Annotated in this window: 16 protein-coding genes; 3 read left to right on the top strand and 13 right to left on the bottom strand. The window is 69.1% G+C overall.

Going from position 1 to position 24415, the window contains the following annotated elements:
- Window positions 1-8: 8 nt before the first annotated feature.
- From IO36_RS20885 to IO36_RS20900, 4 genes are all read right to left on the bottom strand, one after another.
- On the bottom strand, window positions 9-491 hold the full coding sequence (locus tag IO36_RS20885; RefSeq protein ID WP_037621835.1) for a poly-gamma-glutamate biosynthesis protein PgsC/CapC: 483 nt from the start codon (window positions 489-491) through the stop codon (window positions 9-11).
- Window positions 488-2368: a poly-gamma-glutamate synthase PgsB gene (gene pgsB / locus IO36_RS20890; protein WP_037621836.1), complete on the bottom strand. Its 1881-nt coding sequence runs from the start codon at window positions 2366-2368 to the stop codon at window positions 488-490. Before pgsB ends, IO36_RS20885 begins: the two co-directional genes overlap by 4 nt.
- A 6-nt stretch (window positions 2369-2374) precedes the next feature.
- Complete coding sequence (locus IO36_RS20895) at window positions 2375-4636, bottom strand: HAMP domain-containing protein (protein WP_037621837.1); 2262 nt, start codon at window positions 4634-4636, stop codon at window positions 2375-2377.
- Window positions 4637-5054: 418 nt separating this feature from the next.
- The gene (locus IO36_RS20900) at window positions 5055-6278 is read right to left on the bottom strand and encodes a CapA family protein (protein WP_245173367.1); all 1224 of its coding nucleotides are present in this window, start codon (window positions 6276-6278) and stop codon (window positions 5055-5057) included.
- A 65-nt stretch (window positions 6279-6343) separates the two neighbouring features.
- On the opposite strand from IO36_RS20900, the gene IO36_RS20905 reads away from it, so the two are divergent.
- The gene (locus tag IO36_RS20905) at window positions 6344-7276 is read left to right on the top strand and encodes a hypothetical protein (protein WP_107065758.1); all 933 of its coding nucleotides are present in this window, start codon (window positions 6344-6346) and stop codon (window positions 7274-7276) included.
- Between the two features lie 4 nt (window positions 7277-7280).
- Entirely contained in the window at window positions 7281-7727 is a 447-nt protein-coding gene (locus tag IO36_RS20910) for a PIN domain-containing protein (RefSeq protein WP_245173368.1), read from the top strand.
- A 244-nt stretch (window positions 7728-7971) separates the two neighbouring features.
- On the opposite strand, the gene IO36_RS20915 is transcribed toward IO36_RS20910, so the two are convergent.
- From IO36_RS20915 to ngcE, 9 genes are all read right to left on the bottom strand, one after another.
- Window positions 7972-9498 (bottom strand): amino acid permease, encoded by a 1527-nt coding sequence (locus IO36_RS20915; RefSeq protein ID WP_037622058.1) that lies wholly within the window; start codon window positions 9496-9498, stop codon window positions 7972-7974.
- A gap of 147 nt (window positions 9499-9645) precedes the next feature.
- On the bottom strand, window positions 9646-11577 hold the full coding sequence (dxs, locus tag IO36_RS20920; RefSeq protein WP_037621838.1) for a 1-deoxy-D-xylulose-5-phosphate synthase: 1932 nt from the start codon (window positions 11575-11577) through the stop codon (window positions 9646-9648).
- Between the two features lie 193 nt (window positions 11578-11770).
- Window positions 11771-13060, bottom strand: coding sequence for a sugar ABC transporter permease (locus tag IO36_RS20925; RefSeq protein WP_037621839.1), 1290 nt, complete (start codon window positions 13058-13060; stop codon window positions 11771-11773).
- Complete coding sequence (locus tag IO36_RS20930; RefSeq protein WP_037621840.1) at window positions 13057-13845, bottom strand: ATP-binding cassette domain-containing protein; 789 nt, start codon at window positions 13843-13845, stop codon at window positions 13057-13059. The genes IO36_RS20925 and IO36_RS20930 overlap by 4 nt, the downstream gene beginning before the upstream one ends.
- Window positions 13846-14025: 180 nt before the next feature.
- Window positions 14026-15126: a substrate-binding domain-containing protein gene (locus tag IO36_RS20935; RefSeq protein WP_037622059.1), complete on the bottom strand. Its 1101-nt coding sequence runs from the start codon at window positions 15124-15126 to the stop codon at window positions 14026-14028.
- Window positions 15127-15258: 132 nt separating this feature from the next.
- Window positions 15259-16458, bottom strand: coding sequence for an ROK family transcriptional regulator (locus IO36_RS20940; RefSeq protein WP_037621841.1), 1200 nt, complete (start codon window positions 16456-16458; stop codon window positions 15259-15261).
- Window positions 16459-16700: 242 nt separating this feature from the next.
- The gene (locus IO36_RS20945) at window positions 16701-17639 is read right to left on the bottom strand and encodes a carbohydrate ABC transporter permease (RefSeq protein ID WP_037621842.1); all 939 of its coding nucleotides are present in this window, start codon (window positions 17637-17639) and stop codon (window positions 16701-16703) included.
- Between the two features lie 15 nt (window positions 17640-17654).
- Window positions 17655-18587: a carbohydrate ABC transporter permease gene (locus tag IO36_RS20950; RefSeq protein ID WP_037621843.1), complete on the bottom strand. Its 933-nt coding sequence runs from the start codon at window positions 18585-18587 to the stop codon at window positions 17655-17657.
- A gap of 34 nt (window positions 18588-18621) precedes the next feature.
- The gene (ngcE, locus tag IO36_RS20955; RefSeq protein ID WP_037621844.1) at window positions 18622-20073 is read right to left on the bottom strand and encodes an N-acetylglucosamine/diacetylchitobiose ABC transporter substrate-binding protein; all 1452 of its coding nucleotides are present in this window, start codon (window positions 20071-20073) and stop codon (window positions 18622-18624) included.
- 486 nt (window positions 20074-20559) lie between these two features.
- Between ngcE and IO36_RS20960 the strand changes: the two genes are divergently transcribed.
- A complete protein-coding gene (locus IO36_RS20960; RefSeq protein WP_078943323.1) occupies window positions 20560-24384 on the top strand; it encodes a GH92 family glycosyl hydrolase in 3825 nt (1274 codons plus the stop codon).
- Window positions 24385-24415: the final 31 nt, after the last annotated feature.

Raw genomic sequence — 24415 nt, forward strand, 5'->3', positions numbered from 1 at the left:
CGGGTGTGTCAGGCGGAGGGCATGGCGCCGAGGAGGATTCCGGCGGTCAGCACGACGTAGGTGGCGAGCGTGACCGTGCCGGTCGACAGCAGGGTGGCCCCCTTGGGCTGACGCACCAGCTGGTAACCGACGAGACCGGGGACGATGAAGCCCAGGGTCTGGTTGGCGTAGAGCAGCGGGAACTCCATCTGGAGCACGATGATCACGGTGGCCTGGATCAGCACGCCGCTCAGCACGACGGCCGCGAACAGCCGCTTGCCGTAGAGGATCACGAAGCGCTGGAGCAGCAGCGTGGTGACGTACGTCAGCACGGTCACGCCGACGACGAGCGCGGCGCGCTGGAGGTCCTCGATGAGGGTCAGTGCCAGCCAGCCCGGGGTGATCATGCCGCCGGGCGAGAGGTTGGTCGTGAGGTAGCAGATCAGCGAGAACATCAGGCCCAGGCCGATGCCGATCGCGGCGATCTCGGGGGTGAGGACGGAGGGGATCAACGGGGCTCTCCTGGGCTGTGCCACTGCTGGGTGTCGTCGGTGGGCTGTGCGAGGGGGACACGGGGTTCGAACAGACCGCGGGTCATGGGCTGTTCACCGGTCCCGGGTGACTGCGGACGGGTGCCGGAGGTGTCCCGGGGCAGCTCCGGCCAGGGCTCGCGGCCGGGTTCGGGCCGCTGCGCCTGCTCCGGCCGGCCGCTGTCGTGCGGCTGCTCGGGAACGCGGCCCGGATACGGCTGCTCGGGAACGCGGCCCGGGTACGGCTGCTCGGGAGCGGCGCTCTGGTACTGCCGCTGCTCCGGTCCGCCGTTCCCGTAGGGCTGCTCGGGCCGGTGCGGCTGCTGCTCCGCGTGCTGCTGCGGCCGGCCGCCGCGCGGCTGGAGGTCCTGCCGGGGCTGCTCGGGGCGCAGCCGCCGCGGGCGGTCCTGCTGCGGGTAGGGGTCCTCGGCCGTGCGCTGCACCGGGACCTCGGGCCGGGGCGTGTACCGCGTCTCGTACGCCTCCGAGTAGCCCTGGTAGGGGTCGATCCGCGGGGCGTAGAGCTGGACGGTCTCGACGTGCTCGCGCACGGCCGGGACCTGACGGCGCCCGCGGGTGGCCGGGGCTCCGGCGTCGCGCGAGGCTCCGGTCGCCCGGGCGTCGTCCCGGCGGTCGTCCCCCCCGCCGGAGCCGCCGTCGGCCTCGTCGTCGGCGCTGTCGTCCGCGGGGAGTTCGGCGAGGTGCTCCAGGAGGTGCTCGCCCTGGCCGTGGATGTTGCCGATGGCGACCAGCGAGCTGTCCGTGCCGAGCTCGGCGAGCAGCAGCCCCATGAACTCCTCGGGGTCGCGCTTGTCGCCGCCGAGGTCGACGGCGCGGCCGCGGTACTCCGCGGGGATCGCGTCGATGGCGCTCTTGGCCGGGTGGCCGATCACGAAGACCTTGTCCGGGTCCAGCTCGGGGATGATCTCGCCCATCTGGCCGTTGCGCTCGACGCGGTCGGGACGGCAGTTGATGACCACGTTGAGCGGGCGGTGGATGGCGCCGAGGTCGAGCAGCTGGTTGATGTTCATCAGCGTTGACTCGGGGTCGTTGGCCGCGAAGACGTTGGCGAAGCGGAGCCTCTTGCCGTCCTCGGTGACGTACCGCTCGACGGAGAGGACACCCGGGTCCGGCGGGGCGTCGTACATGCCCTGCAGGGCCGTCTGCCGCTCCACGCCGAGGAGCTCGGCGACCTTGAGCGCGATCGCCACGTTCTCCTTGAAGGTGAACCAGCTGAACCCGCGCAGCTCCTCGTCGCTGACGGTGTCGGGGTCGGCGTAGATCAGCTCGCAGTCACGGGAGTCGGCCTCCTCCTGGAGGATGTGGAACCGGTCCTTCTCCGCGGTGACGCAGATGCCGCCCTCCGGCATGGAGCGCGAGAGCGAGCGGGCCACGTCGTCGAGGGTGGGGCCCATCTCGGCGAGGTGGTCCTCACGGACGTTGCACAGGACGCCGATCGTGGAGCGGATCAGCTTGGACTGGTTGATCTCCTGGAGGGCCGGCATGACGGCCATGCACTCCATGACCAGGGCGTGCGGGTTGTACGCGGCCGCGCGCCGGACGATCCCGATCTGCTCGACGACGTTGGCGATGCCGAACTTGCGGTAGACCGGCTCCTCGGTCGCGTCGGGGTGGATGAACCGGGCCGCCGTACCGGTGGTCTTGGCGACCGTGGTCAGTCCGCCGCCGCGCAGCGCGCCGGCGCACAACCGGGTGATGGACGACTTGCCGCGGATGCCGTTGACCAGCACCCGGGTGGGGATGTTGTCCAGGTTGGTGAAGTGCCGACGCTGTTCGACGATGCCCGCCACCAGCAGGATCGCGCAGCCCGCCATCAGGACGGTGTAGAGGAAGAGCACGGCCGATCAGTTCCTAACGTGCTGCTGGTGAGCGCTGTCCGGTGCGCCGCGGCGCCCGGACGGCTGCTGTCTGCGCTGTCCCTGGAGCTGCTGGCGCACGAGTTCCAGGGAGCGGGTGACCGCGCCGACCTCGTCGTGGTTGCGCGGGAACAGGACGGTCTTGCGGTCTCCGGCGGCCAGCGCCTCGGCCTGGCCGGCCAGGACGCGCAGCGGCCGGGCCACGACGATGTGCATCCAGCCGAGGCAGGCCGCGGCCGCGGCCGCGCCGAGCAGTCCGGCGAGCACCGTGCGGTGCTGGACGTCGTACTCGGGGATCTCCAGCCGGTCCGCGGGCTGCCAGCTGACGACGGTCCAGCCGAGCTGCTTGGCCGGTCCGCCGCCCACGAACGGGGCCGCGGCGGCGATCTGCACGCCGTCCTCGCGGTAGAGGACACCGGCGGCGTGCGCGGACTTGCCGACCTTCTGGCCGGAGGCGAGGACCAGGTCCTTCAGGCGGTCGCTGGGCAGCGACTGGAAGGCGAGGTAGCCGGTGTTGCCCGCGATGATCTGCCCCTTGTCGTCGACGAGGCGGACGACGCCGAGGCCGGGACGCTTGAGCACCGAGTTGAGGAAGTCGATCCGGAACTCGCCCACCAGGGCGGATCCGTCACGTCCGGGGATCTCGGCGGTGCCGACGACGAGCGGCTTCTTGCCTCCCTGGCCGAGGAGCTGGATGGGGTCGGCGGTGGCCGGCTTGGGCCGGGCCTCCTTGGGCTCGTCCCCGACCTTGGCCACGACGTCCCCGGAGGCGTCGACGACGTAGAGCGCCTGGTACCGCAGGTGCTGGTTGAGGGTGCGGTCCAGCACCTTCGTCATGTCCTCGGGGCTGGTGCGGTCGCCGATGAGCGTGGCCACGGACTGGAGGTCGGCCTCGCCCTCGTTGAGCGCGCGGCGCACCCGGTCGGTGAGCGTGTCGGTGCGCTCGCGCTGGTCGTTCACCAGCTGCTGCGGCACGACCACGGTTCCGTCGGCCCGGTTGAGGATGAGCAGCAGCGGGGCCGACCAGGCGAGCAGCAGGACCGCGCAGACGGAGAGGAGCCCGCGGGTGCCGATGCGGCGCAGGCCGCGCGGCCGGGCGGGGCTGTCGTCCGGCTCCGCCGGTTCGCCGAGCAGCTGGCCGCGCAGTCGCTCCAGGGCCGTGCCGATGCGGCGGGCCTCGCCGTAGCCGGGGACGTTCACGGGGCGGGTCAGGTCGCCGCGGGTGAGGCGGCGCGACTCCAGGAAGAGCCGGATGAGCGGCCGCTGCACGGTGCCGAGCAGGACGGCGACGGCGATGCCGCCGATGAGCAGGAGGGCACCGGCCGCGAGGAGCCCGAACACGGGCGAGGTGGAGTGGGTGGGGTCCTCGGCGACCTTGACCATGGCGACGACGGTGAGGCCGAGGGCGGTCGCGGTGGTGGTCTCGCCGGGCTCGGTCGCGGTGAGGGTGGCGTATCCGCCGACGGACCGGTCGCTGAGCCAGGTGCCGCCGAGCAGGCTGCCGCTCACGCCCAGGTAGCCGCCGGAGCCGGGCTCCTTGGTGCTCTGGGGGTGGTTCCCGGCCTTGTCCGCCGCCGTCTTCGCGAAGGACTTGAGCTGCTTGGTGGAGGCGGCGACCTCCTTGCGCTGGAGGTCGGTGAGGACCTGCTCGGGCTCGGGGATGCCGTCGCTGCTCAGGATCGTCCCGGAGCGGTCGACCACCGCGATGGCGCGGAACTGGCCGAGGCTGATGCCGGGGAACTTGAGGCTGTTGGAGGCGACGAGGAGCAGCTGGGGCTTGCCGGGCCAGGACAGCAGCGCGAAGGACAGCAGGCGGACCTCGCCGTTCTCCAGGCGCACCATGCGCGGGGCGAGACCGTCCTCGTCGCCGAGCTTGGACCGGTTCAGGGAGGTCAGCGGGACGGTCTCGCCGCGGGCCGCGACGAGCTTGCCCGAGCGGATCTCGATGACCGCCGTCCCCATCCACTTCTGGTACGTGTTGCCCAGTTTGTCGAGCACGGCGTCACCGGAGACCGGGGCGCCGGCGCTGAACAGGGCGGCGGAGCGGTCGAGGTCGGTCACCGACTCGTCGATGGAGGCGCGCAGGGCGATCGCGCCGTCCTCCGCGAAGTGCTGCTGCGAGGTCTGGACGGCCTTGGGCAGGCTCGTGTCGCCCGCCGGGCCGAGCACGAGCGCCGTGACGGCCGCGAGGGAGAGGAGCAGCGCCGACAGGACCGCTATCGGCGGTCGTATGCCGCCAAGCAGCGACATATCTGCTCTGCGGCGAGCGCGGTGCTGCCGGGCCGGGGGCGATGACGCCAACGGACTGGTCCTCTCAAGCGGTTGTACGGGCGGAACGAGCGTGGGTCGGTCCGCTCGCGGATGGGGCTCGGATGCGGCTGCGACACGGGTCCACGGATGGGGAACCTGAGTCTCTGCGCGTGTCAGACCGTCGAAGAAGGTAAGAAGTTGTGCAGAGTCAGAGTGATCTGAGCAACACGGAAATACGGATGGGCATTTTCATTCAGTTCTGTCGGGTTCCGGCCACGTTCGCCCCCGTTTCGGCCTCGTCGGCCCGGAGCACCCGCCGGGCCTCGCGGACCGGGGGCGGCCCCCGGCCCGAGGGCCGGAACGAGGTCCGGCGCCCGGCCCGGGGCGGGCCGGGCGCCGGTGGCGGCGCGGGGCGGCCTCAGCCCGGCATCTCCGTCAGGGGCTTCAGCCCGTCCTTCTCGGCGCCGCGGTTGAGCATCGTGCCCTCGGTCCGCTCGAAGGCCAGCCGGAGCCGGGACCGCTCCAGGTCGCTCAGGTCGTCCCGCTTGAGCTCGGCCGCCACGTCCACCAGCCGGTAGTCCTTGACCTGGCCCTTCGCCGGCTCGACCGGGGTGCCGTCGGCGCCGACCTCGGCGTCCGGCGGGATCTCCACGAGGGTCGGCTCGTAGCGGGGCTCGACCTCCCACTTGCCGCCGCGCTCGGTGAACTGGAACCAGCCGATCACGCCCTCCTCGGTGAGCCCGGTCGGCACGTCGTGCCGCGCGACCTGGTTGCCGAGGCCGTACGCGATCCAGGTTCCGTCGACCTTCTCCATCGGCTGCACGACGTGCGCGTGGTGCCCGATGATCAGGTCGATTCCGGTGTTCCGGGCGAGCTGCCGGGCGAACTTCAGCTGCGGGGTCGAGGGGTTGGGGTGGTGCTCACGGCCCCAGTGGATGGAGAGGATGACGACCTCGGCGCCGGCCGAGCGGGCCCGCTTCTCGGCCGCCTTGATCCGGCCCAGGTCGTTCTGGTTGACCAGCCACGGCTTGTCCTTGGGCAGCTCGTGGGCGTTGAAACCGAAGGCGAAGGAGATCTGCGCGACCTTGACGCCCTTGACGTCCATGATCAGCGGAGTGAGGGAGTCCTTCTTCGTGCGGAAGGATCCGGTGTGCTTGAGGCCCGCCGCGTCCAGCGTGTCCAGGGTGCGCTTGACGCCCGCGTACCCGTGGTCGATCGAGTGGTTGGAGGCGGTCGAGCAGGTGTCGTAGCCGACGTCCTTGATGGTCGTGGCTATCTGCGGCGGTATGAGGAAGTTGGGATAGCTCTCGAAGGGGCCCTTCGGGGTGCCGATCACCGGCTCCATGTGACAGATCGCCAGGTCCGCCTTGCTGATCACCGGCTTGATCCCGGCCATGAGCGGACCGAAGTCCAGCCCGGCGACACCGCGGCCGGTCTCCTTGGCGTCCGCCGTCGCCTGCTCGATCAGCTGCGGGTGGATCAGGATGTCGCCGGCCGCCGCCACGGTGAACGAGCGCCCGTCACCCTTTGACGCCGAGCCCGAGTCACCGCCCCCGACGAGCCCGCATCCCGCCAGCGCGGCGACGAGGACTAGGGGGACCGAAAGGGTGGGCAGGATGCGGCGGCTACGACGTCTGGTCACCGAGATATCTTGATACAACCATGAGGGCAAACGGCTCCAGAACGATAACGATCGCAACACTTCTCTTGATTCTGACCGCGCTCGCCGGATGGGGGGCGGTCTCCATGCACCGCTCGCACGACACCGGCCCCGACCCGTCCGCGGACCACCGCGCGGACGGTCCGCCGAGCGTGGACCTGGACCGCGCGGTCGCGGCCTACACCGAGCGCTTCTCTCCCGACGGCGCCTTCCGGCCCCCCTCGCGCACCGAGCGCCGGACCGTCGCCGACGGGGTGACGCTGCTCCTCGACCACCACCGCGAACAGGCGGAACAGCGCCTCGCCGGGGTCGACTTCGCCGTGCGCACCCTCGTCGACAGCACCACCGGCCGCAGATTCGCAGAGGTGTACGACCGGGTCGACCAAGGCCCCGCGCCCCGTGGCTGGGGACGGGTCTTCCTCGACCTCGACCACCCCGTCCGATGGTCCGCACAGGTGCCCCATCCGGTGTCGGACGAGAAGTCGGAACTCCTCGGCGTACGGGTTCTCAGGGGCGCTCCCGGTGGCCTCCTGATCATTGCGGGAGCACATCGCGAATCCGGAGAGGGCAACTCCGCGGATGTGGCGCACCGCCGGGACACCGTCTTCGACGCCATCTGCGCCGAACTCGTCGAGCGCCGGCTGCCCGGCATCCAGCTGCACGGCTTCGCGCACAAGTCCGCTCCGCGCTACGACGTGATCGCCTCGTCCGGGGCCGGTTCGGCCGGCGAGGGGGCCGGACGCGCGCTCGCCGACGCCCTCCGCGAGCGGCACTTCGCCGTGTGCCGGGCCTGGGTCCGTTCCTGTCCGCTCGCCGGGCACGAGAACGTGCAGGGCCGGGCTGCGGCCGCCGCCGGGGTCCCCTTCCTGCACGTGGAGTTCGCACCGGGGCCGCGGACCGAGCCCTCGCAGACGGCCAGGGTGGCCGAGGCCGTCTCGGTCGTGACCCGGGACTGGGCGGCCCACGCTCCGGCAGGATGAACGCATGACGGACCGGCAGGACGGCACGGACGGGCAGGACGACACGGATCCGCGCGACGCGGCCGCGCCGCCGGACGGGGTGACGCTGCTCGTCGTGGACGGCGCCAATGTGGTGGGGTCCGTCCCGGACGGCTGGTGGCGGGACCGCCGCGGGGCCGCCGAGCGGCTCAGGGACCGGCTGGCGGACCTCGCCGGGCCCGGTCTGCCCGGACGGCCCGGCCCGCTGGAGATCGTCCTGGTGGTCGAGGGCGCGGCGCGCGGCGTCGCCTCCGTTCCCGGGGTCCGGGTGGACGAGGCACCGGGCAGCGGCGACGACCGCATGGTGGAACTGGTGGCGGAGGCCGGTGGCCGCCCCTGCCTCGTGGTCACGGCCGACCGCGAGCTGCGGCGGCGGGTCACCGGCCTGGGAGCCGAGGTCACGGGACCGCGCTCCGTACGCCCCCGTCCCTGACCACCTCCCCGGCCCTGACGCCGGAACGGACGCGACACGGTGCGAACGTGCCCAGCCCCCGACGCCCGGACGGACGCGACCCGATACGAATCCCCCGCGCACCCGACGGCCGGCCGGACGCGACGCACTGCGGACGTGCCGCGCACCCGACGCCCGGACGGATCCGACGAGCCACGGACACACCGCGGCCCCGCGCCTCCCGGCCGATGCGGGGGACACGGGGCCGTGGGACGCCGCGGGCCGGCTATCCGGCCGAGGGGCCGGGCGGGTTCTGGGGGCCGCTGCCCCCGACCGCCTCCGGGCGGCGGGCCAGGCGGCTGTGCGAGCGCCCGTAGAGGAAGTAGACGACGATCCCGATCACCATCCACACCGCGAACCGCAGCCAGGTCTCCGCCGGCAGGTTCAGCATCAGCCACAGGGTCGCCATCACCGACAGGATCGGCACCCACGGCACCCACGGGGTGCGGAAGGCGCGGGGCAGGTCGGGACGGGTGTGGCGCAGCACGACGACGCCGACCGCGACCACGATGAAGGCGAAGAGCGTGCCGATGTTGACCAGCTCGGCGAGCTCGCTGAGGCTGGTGAAGCCCGCGAGGATCGCGATGATCACGCCGAGGAGGATGGTCGGCCGGTGCGGGGTGCGGAACTTCGGGTGGACGCGGGAGAAGAAGCGCGGCAGCAGTCCGTCACGGCTCATCGCGAAGAACACGCGGGTCTGGCCGAGCAGCAGGATCATGCAGACCGTGGTCAGGCCGACGGCGGCGCCGAAGCTGATGACACCGGCGAACCAGGGGTGTCCGGTCGCCTTGAACGCGTCCGCGAGCGGCGCGTCCACGGACAGCTCGGTGTACTTCTGCATGCCGGTGACCACGATCGACACCAGGACGTAGAGCGCGGTGCAGATGACGAGCGAGCCGAGGATGCCGCGCGGCATGTCCCGCTGCGGGTTCTTCGTCTCCTCGGCGGCCGTCGCGACCACGTCGAAGCCGATGAAGGCGAAGAACACGACCGAGGCCGCGGTGAAGATGCCCAGCACGCCGAAGTTCGTCGGCGCCCAGCCGAACATGATCTGGATGAGCGGCGACTTGATGCCGGTGCCCGCCTCCACGGTCTGCGCCGGGGGGATGAAGGGCGAGTAGTTCTTGCCCTCGATGAAGAAGGCGCCCGCGATGATCACGATCAGGACGACGGTGACCTTGATCGCGACGACCAGCGTGGTGATCCGGGCGGAGAGCTTCACGCCGACGACGAGGATGGCGGTGAGCACCAGCACCAGCGCGGCGGCGAGGATGTCGAAGCCGAAGCCGTGGGCCCCGTCGCGCCCGCCGAGCGACGCGGGCAGGTGCCAGCCCGCGTTGTCCATCAGGGACCGCACGTAGCCGGACCAGCCGACGGCCACCACCGCCGTGCCGAGCGCGAACTCCAGGACGAGGTCCCAGCCGATGATCCAGGCGGGCAGCTCGCCGAGCGAGGCGTAGGAGAACGTGTACGCGGACCCCGCGACCGGGACGGTGGAGGCGAACTCCGCGTAGCAGAGGGCCGCCAGCGCGCAGGCGACACCCGCGGCGACGAAGGCCAGCGAGACCCCGGGTCCCGCGTTCTCCTTGGCCACCTTGCCGGTGAGGACGAAGATGCCGGTGCCGATGATGACGCCGACGCCGAACACGGTGAGGTCCAGAGCGGACAGCGACTTCTTGAGCGCGTGCTCCGGCTCCTCGGTGTCCAAGATCGATTGTTCGACCTTCTTCGTCCTGAAGAGGGTGTTGCTCACGGACGTACCTCCCACGCTTGTCGTCCTCGACATGATCGAGAGGGCAGGTAGCACGTATGCCCCGACGCGGCGGGCATCACGCAGACGGGCCGGTTCCACCACCCGTACAGGGTGCTGGAACCGGCCCATCGGCCGTGTGGGGAGGCGTCAGTCGCGCGCGGGCTGTACGGCGTCCACGGCCTGCGCGGCGCTGCCCTCGTAGCGGCCGTCGAGCTTGGAGACGAGGCCGGTCACCTGCCGGGCGATGTCCGGCGCGGTCAGCCCGATCTCGGCCATGACCTCGGCGCGGGAGGCGTGGTCGAGGAAGCGCGGCGGGATGCCGAAGTCGCGCAGCGGGAGGTCGACGCCCGCGTCGCGCAGGGCCTGGGCGACGGCCGAGCCGACACCGCCGACCCGGGAGTTGTCCTCGACGGTGACCACCACGCGGTGCTTCTCGGCGAGCGGCGCCATGGCCTCGTCCACCGGCTTGACCCAGCGCGGGTCGACGACGGTGGTGGAGATGCCCTGCCGGTCCAGCAGCGAGGCGATCTCCAGGCACATCGGGGCGAGCGCGCCGACGGAGACGAGCAGCACGTCGGGCGTGTCGGTGCCGGGCTCCCGCAGGACGTCCATGCCGCCGATCCGGCCCACCGCGGGGACGGCCGGGCCGACCGCGCCCTTGGAGAAGCGCACGACGGTCGGCGCGTCCTTCACCTCGACGGCCTCGCGCAGCTGGGCGCGGACCTGGTCCGCGTCGCGCGGGGCGGCGAGCCTGAGGCCCGGGACGACCTGGAGGATGGACATGTCCCACATGCCGTTGTGCGAGGCGCCGTCGGTGCCCGTGACGCCGGCCCGGTCCAGGACGAAGGTGACGCCGCACTTGTGCAGGGCCACGTCCATCAGGACCTGGTCGAAGGCACGGTTCAGGAAGGTCGCGTAGACGGCGAAGACGGGGTGCAGTCCGCCGGTGGCGAGGCCGGCCGCGGAGACGGCGGCGTGCTGCTCGGCGATGCCGACGTCGTAGACCCGCTTGGGGAACGCCTTGGCGAACCGGTCGAGGCCGACCGGCTGGAGCATCGCGGCGGTGATCGCGACGATGTCCTCGCGCTCCTTGCCGAGCTCGACCATCTCGTCGCCGAACACGGAGGTCCAGTCGGCGCCGGAGGAGGCGATCGGCAGGCCCGTGTCCGGGTGGATCTTGCCGACGGCGTGGAAGCGGTCCGCCTCGTCCTGGAGGGCGGGCTGGTAGCCGCGGCCCTTCTCGGTGAGGCAGTGCACGATGACCGGGCCGCCGAAGCGCTTGGCGCGGGCCAGGGCCGACTCCAGGGCCTCGATGTCGTGGCCGTCGATCGGGCCGACGTACTTCAGTCCGAGGTCCTCGAACATGCCCTGCGGGGCGATGAAGTCCTTCAGGCCCTTCTTGGCGCCGTGCAGGGTCTCGTAGAGCGGCTTGCCGACGACCGGGGTGCGCTCCAGGAGGTCCTTGCCGCGGGCCAGGAACCGCTCGTAGCCGTCGGTGGTCCGCAGGGTCGCCAGATGGTTCGCGAGGCCGCCGATGGTCGGCGCGTACGAACGCTCGTTGTCGTTGACGACGATGATCAGCGGGCGGTCCTTGGCGTCGGCGATGTTGTTCAGCGCCTCCCAGGCCATGCCGCCGGTGAGGGCGCCGTCACCGATGACGGCGACCACGTGGTCGTCGCGGCCGAGGACCTCGTTCGCCTTCGCCAGTCCGTCGGCCCAGCCGAGGACGGTGGAGGCGTGCGAGTTCTCGATGACGTCGTGCTCGGACTCGGCCTGTGCCGGGTAGCCCGAGAGGCCGCCCTTCATCTTCAGCCGGGAGAAGTCCTGGCGGCCTGTGAGGAGCTTGTGGACGTAGGACTGGTGGCCCGTGTCCCACAGCACCCTGTCCTTCGGTGACTCGAAGACGCGGTGCAGGGCGATGGTCAGCTCCACGACACCGAGGTTGGGGCCGAGGTGGCCGCCGGTCTTGGAGACCGCGTCGACGAGGAAGGTCCTGATCTCGCCGGCCAGCTGGTCCAGCTGCTCCAGACTGAGCCGGTCCAGATCGCGCGGTCCCGTGATGCGGGTCAGCAGCGCCACCCGTGCCTCCTTGCAGTTGAGCTGTTGCCGGGCTTCGTCGAGTCTAATGTTCCGCCTTTTCGGGCGCGGGCCGGGCCCGGCGATCCACGCCACACGAACGGATCAACCGGACGGGAACACGTGTTCCCGTCCGGACGTGACTGTGCCCGGCACCGCCATTGGTGCCGGGCACAGGCTTGAGTGGGTGGAAACCCTACGCGCGACCCGCGGTCTTCTGGGTCTTGCGGGTGACGGCGTCGATGACGACCGTGGCGAGCAGAACGCCACCGGTGATCATGTACTGGACCGGCGAGGCGATGCCCTGCAGGGCCAGACCGTACTGGATGGAGACGATCACCAGGACACCCAGCAGGGCGTTCCAGGTGCGGCCACGGCCACCGAAGAGGCTGGTGCCACCGATGACGGCCGCCGCGATGGCGTTCATCAGGAGGTCACCGGCGCCGGCGCCCTGGTTGGCGGAGGCGATCTTCGAGGCGATGAACAGACCGCCGACGGCGGCGAAGGTGCCGGAGATCGAGAAGACCGAGATGCGGATCAGCTCGACGTTGATACCGGCACGGCGGGAGGCCTCGACGCTGCCACCGAGCGCGAAGATCTTCCGGCCGAAGGCGGTACGGCGCAGGATGAAGTCCGTGACCAGCAGGACCGCGAGGAAGATCACCACGGCGAGCGGCAGACCCTTGTACTGGTTGTACATGATCGCCACGCCGAAGCTGAGGATGCCCAGCAGCACCGTGCGGACGATGGTCTCGCCCACCGGGCGGGACGGCACACCGGCCGCCTCGCGGCGCTTGTTGCCGAGGAAGGAGCTGACGAAGAACCCGGCGGTCACGACGACGGCGAGCACGTAGGCGGCGGCGACATCGGTGAAGTAGTAGCTGGTCAGCTTGGCGACGACGCCCTCGCTGTCCAGGTTGATGGTGCCGTTGCTGCCGAGGATCTGGAGCATGAGGCCGTTCCAGAACAGCAGACCCGCCAGGGTGACGGCGAAGGCCGGCACACCGATGCGCGCGAAGACGAAGCCCTGGACCGCGCCGGCGACCGTGCCGGTGAGGATGGCCAGGACGAACGCCAGCCATTCGTTCATGCCGTGCGTGACGCTGAGCACGGCGAACGTGGCGCCGGCCAGACCGGAGAGCGAACCGACCGACAGGTCGATCTCACCGAGCAGCAGCACGAAGACGATGCCGACCGCGATCATGCCCGTGCCGACCATGGCGACGGAGATGTCGGACAGGTTGCCCGCGGTGAGGAAGTTCTCGTTCAGGCTCGCGAAGATCGCCCAGATGACGATCAGGCCGATGACGACCGGGATGGAACCCAGGTCACCGGACTTCATCTTGCGCTTGAACTCGCCGACGTAACCGGCGAAGCCCTGCTCACGGACGAGCAGGCGCGGGTCGACGGCGGTGACCGCCTTGGCGGCCGCCTCCGGGTTCGCCACCTCGTGGGAACCGGTCTCAGAAGTCTTGTCGATGCTCACTTCTGAGCCTCCCCGCTGCGCGCCGCACGACGGGTCACGGCGTTCTCCGTGGCGCCCGTGATGGCGGAAATGATCTCTTCCTGGGAGGTCGACTTGACCTCGAAGATGCCGTTGTTGCGTCCCAGACGCAGAACGGCGACCTTGTCGGCCACGGCCTTCACGTCAGCCATGTTGTGGCTGATGAGGATCACCGCGTGACCCCGCTCGCGCAGGCGCTCGACCAGGTCGAGGACCTGGGCGGTCTGCTCGACGCCGAGGGCCGCGGTGGGCTCGTCGAGGATGACGAGCTTGGGCTCACCGAGCATCGAACGGGCGATCGCCACCGTCTGGCGCTGACCGCCGGAGAGCGAGGCGATCGGGATGCGGACGCTGGGGATGCGGATGGACAGCGTGTCCAGCAGCTCGCGGGAGCGGCGCTCCATCTCGACCTCGTCCAGGACACCGCGCTTCTTGAGCTCGCGACCCAGGTAGAGGTTCCCCACGACGTCGATGTTGTCGCAGAGCGCGAGGTCCTGGTAGACCGTCGCGATGCCCAGGTTCTGGGCGTCGTGCGGGCGGTTGATCTGAACGGCCTTGCCGTCCCATTCGATGGAGCCCTCATCGATGGGGTGCACGCCGGCGATCGTCTTGACCAGCGTGGACTTTCCGGCGCCGTTGTCGCCCACCAGGGCGACCACTTCACCGGCGTGGACTTCAAGCTCTACATCGGTGAGCGCCTGGACGGCACCGAATCGCTTGGAGACCCCGCGCAACGCCAGAACAGGCGTAGCGGACACGTGAACCATCTCCTTCGCCGCCTGACCCGGCGGGAGGTTGTGCAGAAGTTTGCGGTGGGGGTTCCTTCCGGTGCCCCGCTTAGCTTGCGGGGCTGTTGGATGCGGGGCACCGGAGGAGCTTTGGATCGCACGAGTCACGTACGGGAACTCTGCGGCGAATTCCCGTACGCGTTGGCTACTCGCGGTTGTTTACTGCAGGCCGGCCTTCTTGCAGGCCGCGGCGTAGGCCGGGGTGCAGATGTCCTGGACCGTGTACAGGCCGTCCTTGACGACGGTGTCCTTGATGTTGTCCTTGGTCAGCGAGGTGACCGGAACCAGCAGGGACGGGATCTGCTTGTCGGTCGGGCTGTCGACCTTGTCCTTGGCGACGGTGTCGAGGGACTTGCCCTGGGCGAGCGCGACGGCCAGCTCGGCGGCCGCGTCGGCCTCCGGGGCGTACGGCTTGTAGACGCTCATGAACTGCTCACCCGCGAGGATGCGCTGCACACCGGCGAGCTCGGCGTCCTGGCCCGTGACCGGGACCTTGATGCCGGCGGCCTTCAGCGCGGTGATGATACCGCCGGCCATGCCGTCGTTCGCGGAGTAGACACCGATGATGTTCTTCTTGCCGAGAGCCGAGATCGCCGCCTCCATGTTGGCGTTGGCGTTCTCCGGCTTCCACTCCTTGGTGTCGTACTCCTTGCCCACGTTCACCTTGCCGTCGAGCACCTCGTGGGCGCCGGCCTTGAACTGAGCGGCGTTCGGGTCGGTGACCGAACCGTTCATCATGACGATCTTGCCGGACTTGGCCTTGGAGCCGAGCGCCTGGAGGAGCGCCTCACCCTGCGTCTTGCCGACGGTCTTGTTGTCGAACGAGGTGTAGCCCGAGATGGGGCCCTGCGCGAGGCGGTCGTAGGCCACGACCGGGATGCCGGCGTCCTTGGCCTTCTGGACCGAGCTCTTGATCGCGGCGGCGTCCACAGCGTCGACGATCAGCACGTCCACCTTGTTGGTGATCATGGTGTCGACCTGCTGGTTCTGGGTGCTGGCGTCCTGCTTCGCGTTGGCGTAGACGACCGTGCCCTTGTTGTTCGTGAGCTCCGCGACCTTCTTCTCGATCAGCGGCTTGTCGAACTTCTCGTAGCGGGCCGTCTGGTTCTCCGGAAGGAGCAGACCGACCTTGATCGCGTCGCCCTTCTTCGCGGAGCTGGCGGAGCTGTCGCTGCTGCCGCCCGACTCCTTGGCGCTGCCACAAGCGGCGAGCGAGACAGCCATTGCACCAGCGGCAACGGCAACGGCGGCACGACGCATCTGCGTGTTCATTCTCAAACCTCCCTGACGAGGCCGCGTCGTTGCGGCCGAGGTGGACTGGAGTCAACTCGGCCACACGTGCGACGTCAAGAAGTAAATACTTAACGAGATGGCAACGGTGCCATGCGTTCTCTAAGTGAAGGCAGGAGCCGCAGCCGTGAGAGAGCCATCCAAAAGGGTCGAATCGCCCATCTCGCTGAGTGCGAGAGCGAGCGCTCCGAGCACCTCCGCACGGCCCCCAAGTGCCCCTGGCAACACCGAGAGTTGACGTGCGGCGCTGGGGATCGCGTAGCGGCCGACAGACTCCCTTATGGGCCCGAGGACGAGCTCACCGGCCTCGGCGAGATCGCCGCCGAGGACCACCCGACTCGGGTTCAGCAAATTGCAGAGATTCGCGACTCCACTGCCGATGTGGCGACCGACGTCGGCGATCACCCGACGGCAGCCCGGATCTCCGTCCCGCGCCAGCCTGACCACGCCCTCCATGGTCAGATCGGTGCCGTGACTGGACTGGAGGAGCGGCAGCACATAGCGCGCCGCCGCAAAGGTCTCCAGACAGCCACGGTTGCCGCAACGGCACACGGGGCCGGATTCATCAAGTGTAATATGCCCGATTTCTCCCGCTGTGCCACCCGGGCCGCGGTAGATCTTGCCCTCGATGACCAGACCCGCGCCGACGCCGCTGGCGACCTTGATGTACGCGAGATCGCGGACCCCTCGCCCGCTGCCCCAGACCATCTCGCCGAGCGCGCCCAGATTGGCGTCGTTGTCCACGTGCACCGGCACGCCGAGCCGCCCCCGCAGCTCCTCGGCGGGCCTGGCGCCGGTCCAGCCCGGCAGGATCGAGGTGGACCCCAGGGTCCCCGATTCCACGTCGATGGGGCCCGGCACGCCGAGCCCCACACCCGCGATTTTGGACCGGTCGACCCCGGTTGCTGCGATCAGGCGACTGACGAGCTCCTCGGCCCGGTCGAAGCCCTGCGCGGCGGACGCGTCCACGTCCAGCGGCTCGGACTCCTCGGCCAGCACCTGATGGGCCAGATTCCCGACGGCGACGCGCAAATGGGTGTGCCCGAAGTCGACGCCGATGACGATGCCGGCGTCGCCGCTCAAGGACACGCTGCGTGCCCGGCGGCCGCCGGCCGAAGTGGGTGTGACCTCGACCGTTCCGCCGTCCTTGAGTTCACGGACGATATTGGAAACGGTCGCGGCCGACAGGCCCGTCGTCCTCGCGATCTCCGCCTGCGTGAGCGAACCGGCCAGCCGCACCGCTCGCACGACGCGCTCCAGATTGGCTCGGTGCAGCGACGACTGCGACCCCGGAGTCTCCATCGACTCATCCACTCCTGCCCTCAGCCGGGCGGCCCCGATGCCGCCCGTGTGATCTGGGTCACGTCAACGGGACCCCGGTCACTTACAAGTTGTGAACTCCAAGCTCCGCTGAACGGGTTACCGCAGTCAAGTCCTTGACGGAAATCGGGGGCGCCCAGTCATGTTCGAATCGTGACCTGACCCGCACGCACATGCGCCACCCCCGGGACGGAGGTGGCGCATGGGACGGACGGGATGATTCGTTACTTGAGCGTCGCCGAAGTGAGACCGGCCTGGACCTGGCGCTGGAAGGACAGGTAGACGATCAGCATCGGGACCATGGCGATCGTGACGCCGGCGAACAGCACGGGCAGGTCGGTCGCGTACCCCTGCTGCTGCTGGAGCTGGATGAGGCCCTGGGTCAGCACGTAGCGCTCGGGGTCCGAACTCGTCTGCGGCTGCATCAGCACCGAGGGCAGGATGTACTGGTTCCACTGGCCCAGCACGTTGAAGATGCCGACGCTGAGCAGTCCGGGCTTGGCCATGGGCAGCATGACCTGGAAGAACGCCCGGGTGTGCGAGGCCCCGTCGAGCACCGCCGCCTCGAAGACCGCCGTGGGCAGCGTCCTGAAGAAGGCGTGCATGAAGAACACGGTGAACGGCAGCGAGTAGGCCACGTACACCAGGACCAGGCCTTGGTAGGTGTTCAGCATGTCGAGACGCTTGACCATGAAGAACAGCGGCACCAGGGCCAGGAAGACGGGGAACATGGCCCCGCCGACGAAGAAGAAGTAGACGATCCGGTTGCCCGGGAACTCGTAGCGGGCCAGCACGTACGCCGCCATCGCGCCGAGCAGCATGGTCAGCGGGACCGAGAACACCAGGACGATCAGGGTGTTGGTGAAGTAGTCGCCGATGCCCTTGTTCCAGGCGCGGCTGAAGACGTCGAACTGCCAGTTCGAGGGCCAGCCGAGGGCGGAGCCGCCGATCTGCGCGTCGGTCTTGAAGGAGCTCAGGACCAGCCAGAGCAGCGGCAGGATGATGAGGATCGCCCACAGGGCGAGGAACCCGTGCGAGAAGACGTTGAGGGCCACGCCCTCGGTGCGCTTGTCGCCCGGCCGCGGCGGGGCCTTCCGGGCGCCTCGCTGCGGGGGTACTGCGGCGCCGTCGACCTTCGCCGGCTCCGTGATGGGTGCGCTCATAGTCGTGTCTCCCGCTCAGAACTCGATGCGCTCGCGGCGGGTGGCGCGCAGCGTGACCACGGACAGGATCAGGGTGAGAAGGAGCATGACGACGCCCATCGCGCAGGCGTAGCCGCTCTTCCCGAAGTAGAGGAAGTTGCGCATCATGACGTTCGCCATGACCTCGCTGTGGTGGTCGGGACCGCCGCCGTAGCCGGTGCCCTGGGTCATGGTCGAGACGAGGACGAACATGTCCATCGCGATGATGCCGAGATAGACCCAGGCGGTCTGCACCGTGTCCCAGAGCAGGGGCAGGGTGACCCGGAAGAAGGTGTGGGTGCGGCTCGCGCCGTCCAGCAGCGCCGCCTCGTAGATGTCCTTCGGGATGGACTGCATGGCGGCGGAGAACAGCACCAGATAGAAGCCGACGCCGTGCCAGACGACGACCGCCATCAGGCACCAGAGCACCAGGTCGGGCTCGTTCATCCACTCGATGGGGTTGTTGCCGTCCACCAGGCCGAGCTTGATCAGCAGGCCGTTGAGCAGACCGCCGCTGTCACTGCGGTAGAGGGCTCCGAAGAGCACCGCCACGATCGCAAGTGACAGGACCTGCGGGAAGAAGTACACGATCTTGTAGAAGCGTGAGCCCGCGACGCCCTGGACACCGCCGGCGCCACCCCGCCCGCCCGCGTTCACCATGAAGGCGAAGAAGAGGGCGAGCAGGATGGTGATCACCGGGATGAACACCAGGAACAGGATGTTGTGCCAGATCGCCTGGAGGAATACGTCGTCCTGGAACAACGCCTTGTAATTGTCCAGGCCGACGAAACTGAACGACTGCGACTGGCCCTTCCAGTCGGTGAAGGAGTAACCGATGGTCTGTAGGTAAGGCCAGATCACGAAGATCAGATACAGAGCCAAAGGTGCGAGGAGAAACCCCGCGACGAACCGGTTCTGCCCTTTTCGCATGGCATCCTGCCCCTGGTGTTCCGGGTTTACGTGATCAGTCGCGGTGGTTCTTCTTGGACGCCGGGTCCTTGGCCGCCTTGTCGACCGCCGCCTGCGCGCGCTTCAGCCATTCCTTCGGCTGGATGCGCTTGGACATCAGCTCGTTGGACGCGTTCTGGATGGAGACGTCCATCTCGCTGTACCAGTTGGGGTACAGGTAGTTGAAGGAGTTGGAGCCGGCCGCCTTGGAGGCCTCGACCGTGGACTGCGTACCGGGGCGCAGCTGCACGCCGTCGGACACGCCGTCCTTGAGGATGGTGAGCGAGTTGGCCTTCTGGGCGAAGAGCGTCGACCACTCCTTGGAGAGCATGCTGCGCATGAACTCCTGGGCCTCGGGCAGGTTCGCGGCCTTCGCCGGGATGATGAACGGCTCGCCGGAGCCGGCCCGGATCGCCTCGAACGGCAGCTTGTCACCCGGCAGGCTGGGCATCGGCATGAACTTCATGTCGAAGTCGGCCGGGGTCTGCTTGAGCTGCTCGTTCTCCAGCCAGGAGCCACAGGTGATGAACGCGGCCTTGTACTGGTTCCACCGGGTCTGCGACTCGGTGTGGGTCAGGCCGTTGGTGCCGGCCATCAGGTAGCCCTTTTCCACGACCTCGTAGACGGCCTCGATGGCCGCCTTCGCGGCGTCGGAGCCGACGAACGCCTTGGGGTCGAGGTTGTCGATCGCCTTCATGGCGTCCAGACCGCCCTGCTTGGCGATGAGGTCCATGATGGCGACGTTGATGTAGTACGGGTACTTGCCCTGGTGCGCGAGGCCGCCGACGCCCTGGGACTTGGCGTCCTTGCAGATGGCGAGGAAGTCGTCCCAGGTCTTCGGAACCTCCCAGCCCTTCTCCTTGAAGAGCTTGCCGGAGTACCACAGGCCCCACACCGTGTAGATGTAGTTGAGGGCCACGACCTTGCCGCCCTGCAGGCCCGGGTCGAGCGTGCCGGGGATCAGGGTGTCGCGGACCTTCTTCGACGGGTCGTCGATGGAGGGGGCGTCGAGCACCGCGGCCAGGTCGAGGAGCTGACCGTTCTTGTAGAGCACGTCCAGCTTGATCTGCTGGGCGCCCGAGTCGTCGACGATGTCCGGCGGGTTGCCGCCGTTGAAGCGCGGCTGGAGCTTGCCGGTGATCTCCTGGGTACCGGTGTGGGCGCTCTTGCTGCCCCACTTCTTGTCGAACGCGGCTTCCCACGCCTTGGCGTAGTCGTCGCCGTAGCCGCCCTTGAAGACGACGACGTCGAGCTTGCCGTTGCCCTTCTTCACACCGAAGGGGTTGTCCTTGCTGGTCTTGCCGGTGCCCTTGTCGCCGGAGTTGTCGTCATCGCCCCCGCCGCTCGCACACGCGGACAGGAAGCTCATCGTCGGGACGGTGATCAGGCCGAGTGCGGCCGACCTCTTGATGAGGTCGCGGCGGCCGACACCCTCGGGGCTGTTGTTCTCGGCGGAAGTGGATCCCATGCTCAAGTCCTCGCCTTCTCCAGGACTCAGGCGGTGAACCGGATCCTCCCCGGCACCGCGGTCAGTTCAAGCTGGGGTCGTGCGTGGGGGATTCAGCGGGACGAGCCGGCAGTACGTGTATGGCCCACGTTCCACCGTCCCGCGGAATTCCCCCCTGGGTCCTGCCTGTCCAGAGCCGGTCGATCGACTGGCCGGACGCGACAGGTATAGTCCACTTCCCGCCAACGGAGCAAGATCGAATGCAGGTTTGGCCGTCGGTCTTTTCCGAGTTGAGACCTCACGGAAATATGGGGCAGCCCAGGATCACCCCGGCGAAGATCCACAGGGCGGGGGCGTCCCGCAATGAACGCAATGCACGGTTCGTCACACGGTATTCACCCCGGATGCCACACCCAACACCCTTGACATCCCTGTCGACTTGACGCCCAAATGGACCTTGCGCAACAAGGTGACAACGTTGTCCAGGTGCAGGGAGGGTACTCGCGCATGCAGCACAGAGCCCGGTGCAGACAGAGTTCCACGCGGCCGCGGGGGTGGCGTTCGCCCGCGGCCCTCGGGGTGGCGGCCCTCGCCCTGTTAGCGGCCTCCCAGGGCGTCGCGGTCGCACTGCCCGCCCAAGCAGCAAAGGCGGACCGGGAGTTCGCCTCCTCGTTCGAGACGGACGATCCGGCCCCGGACTGGCTCAACACGGTGGACACCGCTCCCGACGGGACGAAGCGCACCTCGGGGGTCGACGGCGGCTACAGCACCGGCATCCCCGGCAATGTGACCGACCACGTCACGGACGTGCGGGCCAGCGGCGAGAACACCGGCGCGGGCGAGGTCAAGGAGAACCTCGTCGACGGTGAGCCGAGCACCAAGTGGCTGACCTTCGAACCCACCGGCTGGGCGGAGTTCGACCTGGACGCGCCCGTCAGGGCGGTCACGTACGCGCTCACTTCCGCAAACGACCACGACGAGCGCGACCCGAAGGACTGGACGCTCCAGGGCTCCACCGACGGCAAGGACTGGAAGACCCTCGACACCCGCTCCGGGGAGTCGTTCGGCGAGCGGTTCCAGACGAAGTCGTACGACATCCAGGAGCCCGTGGAGTACCGGCACTTCCGGCTCGAGGTCACGAAGAACAACGGCGGCGACATCCTCCAGATCGCCGACGTCCAGTTCTCGACGGGCAAGAGCGACGACCCGACGCCCAAGGACATGCTCTCGCTCGTGGACCGGGGGCCGAGCGGCTCGCCGACCGCCAAGGCGGGCGCGGGCTTCACCGGCAAGCGGGCCCTGCGCTACGCCGGCACCCACAAGGGCGACGGCCGGGCGTACTCGTACAACAAGGTCTTCGACGTGAACGTCGCGGTCGGGCGCGACACCGAACTGTCCTACCGCGTCTTCCCCTCGATGGCGGACGGCGACCGGGACTACGACGCCACGAACGTGGCCGTGGACCTGGTGTTCACCGACGGCACCTCGCTGAGCTCCCTGAACGCCGTGGACCAGCACGGTTTCGCGCTGACCCCGCAGGGCCAGGGCGCCGCCAAGGTGCTGTACGTCAACCAGTGGAACAACGTGGCCTCCCGGATCGGTTCCGTCGCGGCCGGGAAGACCGTCGACCGGATCCTGCTCGCCTACGACTCCCCGAAGGGCCCCGCGAAGTTCCGCGGCTGGCTCGACGACGTGGCGCTGCGCCGGGCCGCCCCGCAGAAGCCGGCCGAGCATCTGGCCGACTACGCGCTCACGACCCGCGGCACCAACTCCAGCGGCGGCTTCTCGCGCGGCAACAACTTCCCCGCGACGGCCGTGCCGCACGGCTTCAACTTCTGGACGCCGGTCACCAACGCGGGCTCGCTGAGCTGGCTGTACGACTACGCCCGCGCCAACAACGCGGACAACCTGCCCACCATCGAGGCGTTCAGCGCGAGCCACGAACCGAGTCCGTGGATGGGCGACCGGCAGACCTTCCAGGTGATGCCGTCGGCCGTCTCCGGCACCCCGGACACCGGACGCACCGCCCGTGAACTGGCCTTCCGGCACGAGAACGAGACCGCCCGGCCGTACTACTACGGGGTGACGTTCGAGAACGGCCTCAAGGCGGAGATGGCCCCGACCGACCACGCGGCGGCGCTGCGCTTCACCTACCCGGGCGACGACGCGAGCGTGATCTTCGACAACGTCACCGAGCAGGCGGGCCTCACGCTGGACACCTCGGCGGGCGTGGTCACGGGCTACTCGGACGTGAAGTCCGGCCTGTCGACCGGCGCCACCCGGCTGTTCGTCTACGGCGTCTTCGACGCGCCGGTGACCGAGGGCTCCTCCAGCGGCGTCAAGGGCTACCTGCGGTTCAAGCCCGGCGCCGACCACAGCGTCACCCTGCGGCTGGCCACCTCGCTCATCAGCATCGACCAGGCCAAGGACAACCTGCGCCAGGAGATCCCGGACGGCTCGTCCTTCGACAGCGTGAAGAAGGACGCGCGCAGGCAGTGGGACCGGCTGTTCGGCCGGATCGAGGTGCAGGGCGCCACGCCGGACCAGCTGACCACCCTGTACTCCAGCATGTACCGGCTCTACCTGTACCCGAACTCCGGTTTCGAGAAGGTCGGTTCGACGTACCAGTACGCGTCGCCGTTCTCCCCGATGCCGGGTCCCGACACCGCGACCCACACCGGGGCGAAGATCGTCGACGGCAAGGTGTACGTCAACAACGGCTTCTGGGACACCTACCGCACGACCTGGCCGGCCTATTCGCTGCTGACGCCCCATCAAGCGGGTGAGATGGTGGACGGGTTCGTGCAGCAGTACAAGGACGGCGGCTGGACCTCGCGCTGGTCCTCGCCCGGCTACGCGGACCTGATGACCGGCACCTCCTCGGACGTGGCGTTCGCGGACGCCTACGTCAAGGGCGTCGGCTTCGACGCGAAGGCGGCGTACGAGGCGGCCCTGAAGAACGCCACCGTCGTCCCGCCGACCTCCGGCGTGGGCCGCAAGGGCATGGCCACCTCCCCCTTCCTCGGCTACACGAGCACCTCCACGGGCGAGGGCCTGTCCTGGGCCATGGAGGGCTACGTCAACGACTACGGCATCGCCGAGATGGGCAAGGCGCTCTACAGGAAGACCGGCGAGAAGCGCTACAAGGAGGAGTCGGACTACTTCCTCAACCGCTCCCGCGACTACGTGAACCTGTTCGACTCCAAGGCCGGCTTCTTCCAGGGCCGCAACGCCGAGGGAGACTGGCGGGTCGACTCCACGAAGTACGACCCCCGTGTGTGGGGGTACGACTACACGGAGACGAACGGCTGGGGCTACGCGTTCACCGCGCCGCAGGACTCGCGCGGTCTCGCCAACCTCTACGGCGGCCGGGCCGCGCTCGCGCAGAAGCTCGACACGTACTTCTCCACCCCCGAGACGGCCTCACCGGACACCGTCGGCTCCTACGGCGGGGTCATCCACGAGATGACCGAGGCCCGGGACGTGCGCATGGGCCAGTACGGCCACTCCAACCAGGTCGCCCACCACGTGAACTACATGTACGACGCGGCCGGGCAGCCCTGGAAGGCACAGAAGAACATCCGCGAGGTCCTCTCCCGGCTCTACGTCGGCAGCGAGATCGGGCAGGGCTACCACGGTGACGAGGACAACGGCGAGCAGTCGGCCTGGTACCTCTTCTCCTCGCTCGGCTTCTACCCGCTGGTGATGGGCAGCGGCGAGTACGCCATCGGCTCCCCGCTGTTCACCAAGGTCACCGTCCACCTGGAGAACGGCAAGGACCTGGTGATCAAGGCCCCGCGCAACAGCACGAAGAACGTGTACGTGCAGGGCGTCCGCTTCAACGGCAAGCAGTGGAAGTCGACCTCGCTCCCCCACTCGATGATCACGCGCGGCGGAGTGCTGGACTTCGACATGGGCCCCGAGCCGTCCTCGTGGGGCACCGGCAAGGACGCGGCCCCGGTGTCGGTCACCGAGGACGACGCCGTGCCGACGCCCCGGGCGGACACCCTCAAGGGGGACGGCGCCCTGTTCGACAACACCTCGGCGACGGACGCCACCGTCACCTCGGTGGATCTGCCGGTCGGCGGCGACACCAAGGGGGTCCAGTACACGCTGACCTCCTCGGACCACACCAAGGCCCCGGCCGGCTGGACGCTGCAGGGTTCCTCGGACGGGACGACCTGGACGGACCTCGACAAGCGCTCCGGTGAGTCCTTCCCCTGGGACCGGCAGACCCGGGCGTTCACGGTCGCGGCCCCCGGCTCGTACGCCCACTACCGTCTCGTCCTCGACGGCGAGTCGACCCTCGCGGAGGTGGAACTGCTGGCCTGAGCGGCACCGGACCAACGACGAAGGGGCGGGC

The organism is Streptomyces aureus, from assembly GCF_000725495.1.
Lineage (GTDB): Bacteria > Actinomycetota > Actinomycetes > Streptomycetales > Streptomycetaceae > Streptomyces > Streptomyces aureus_B.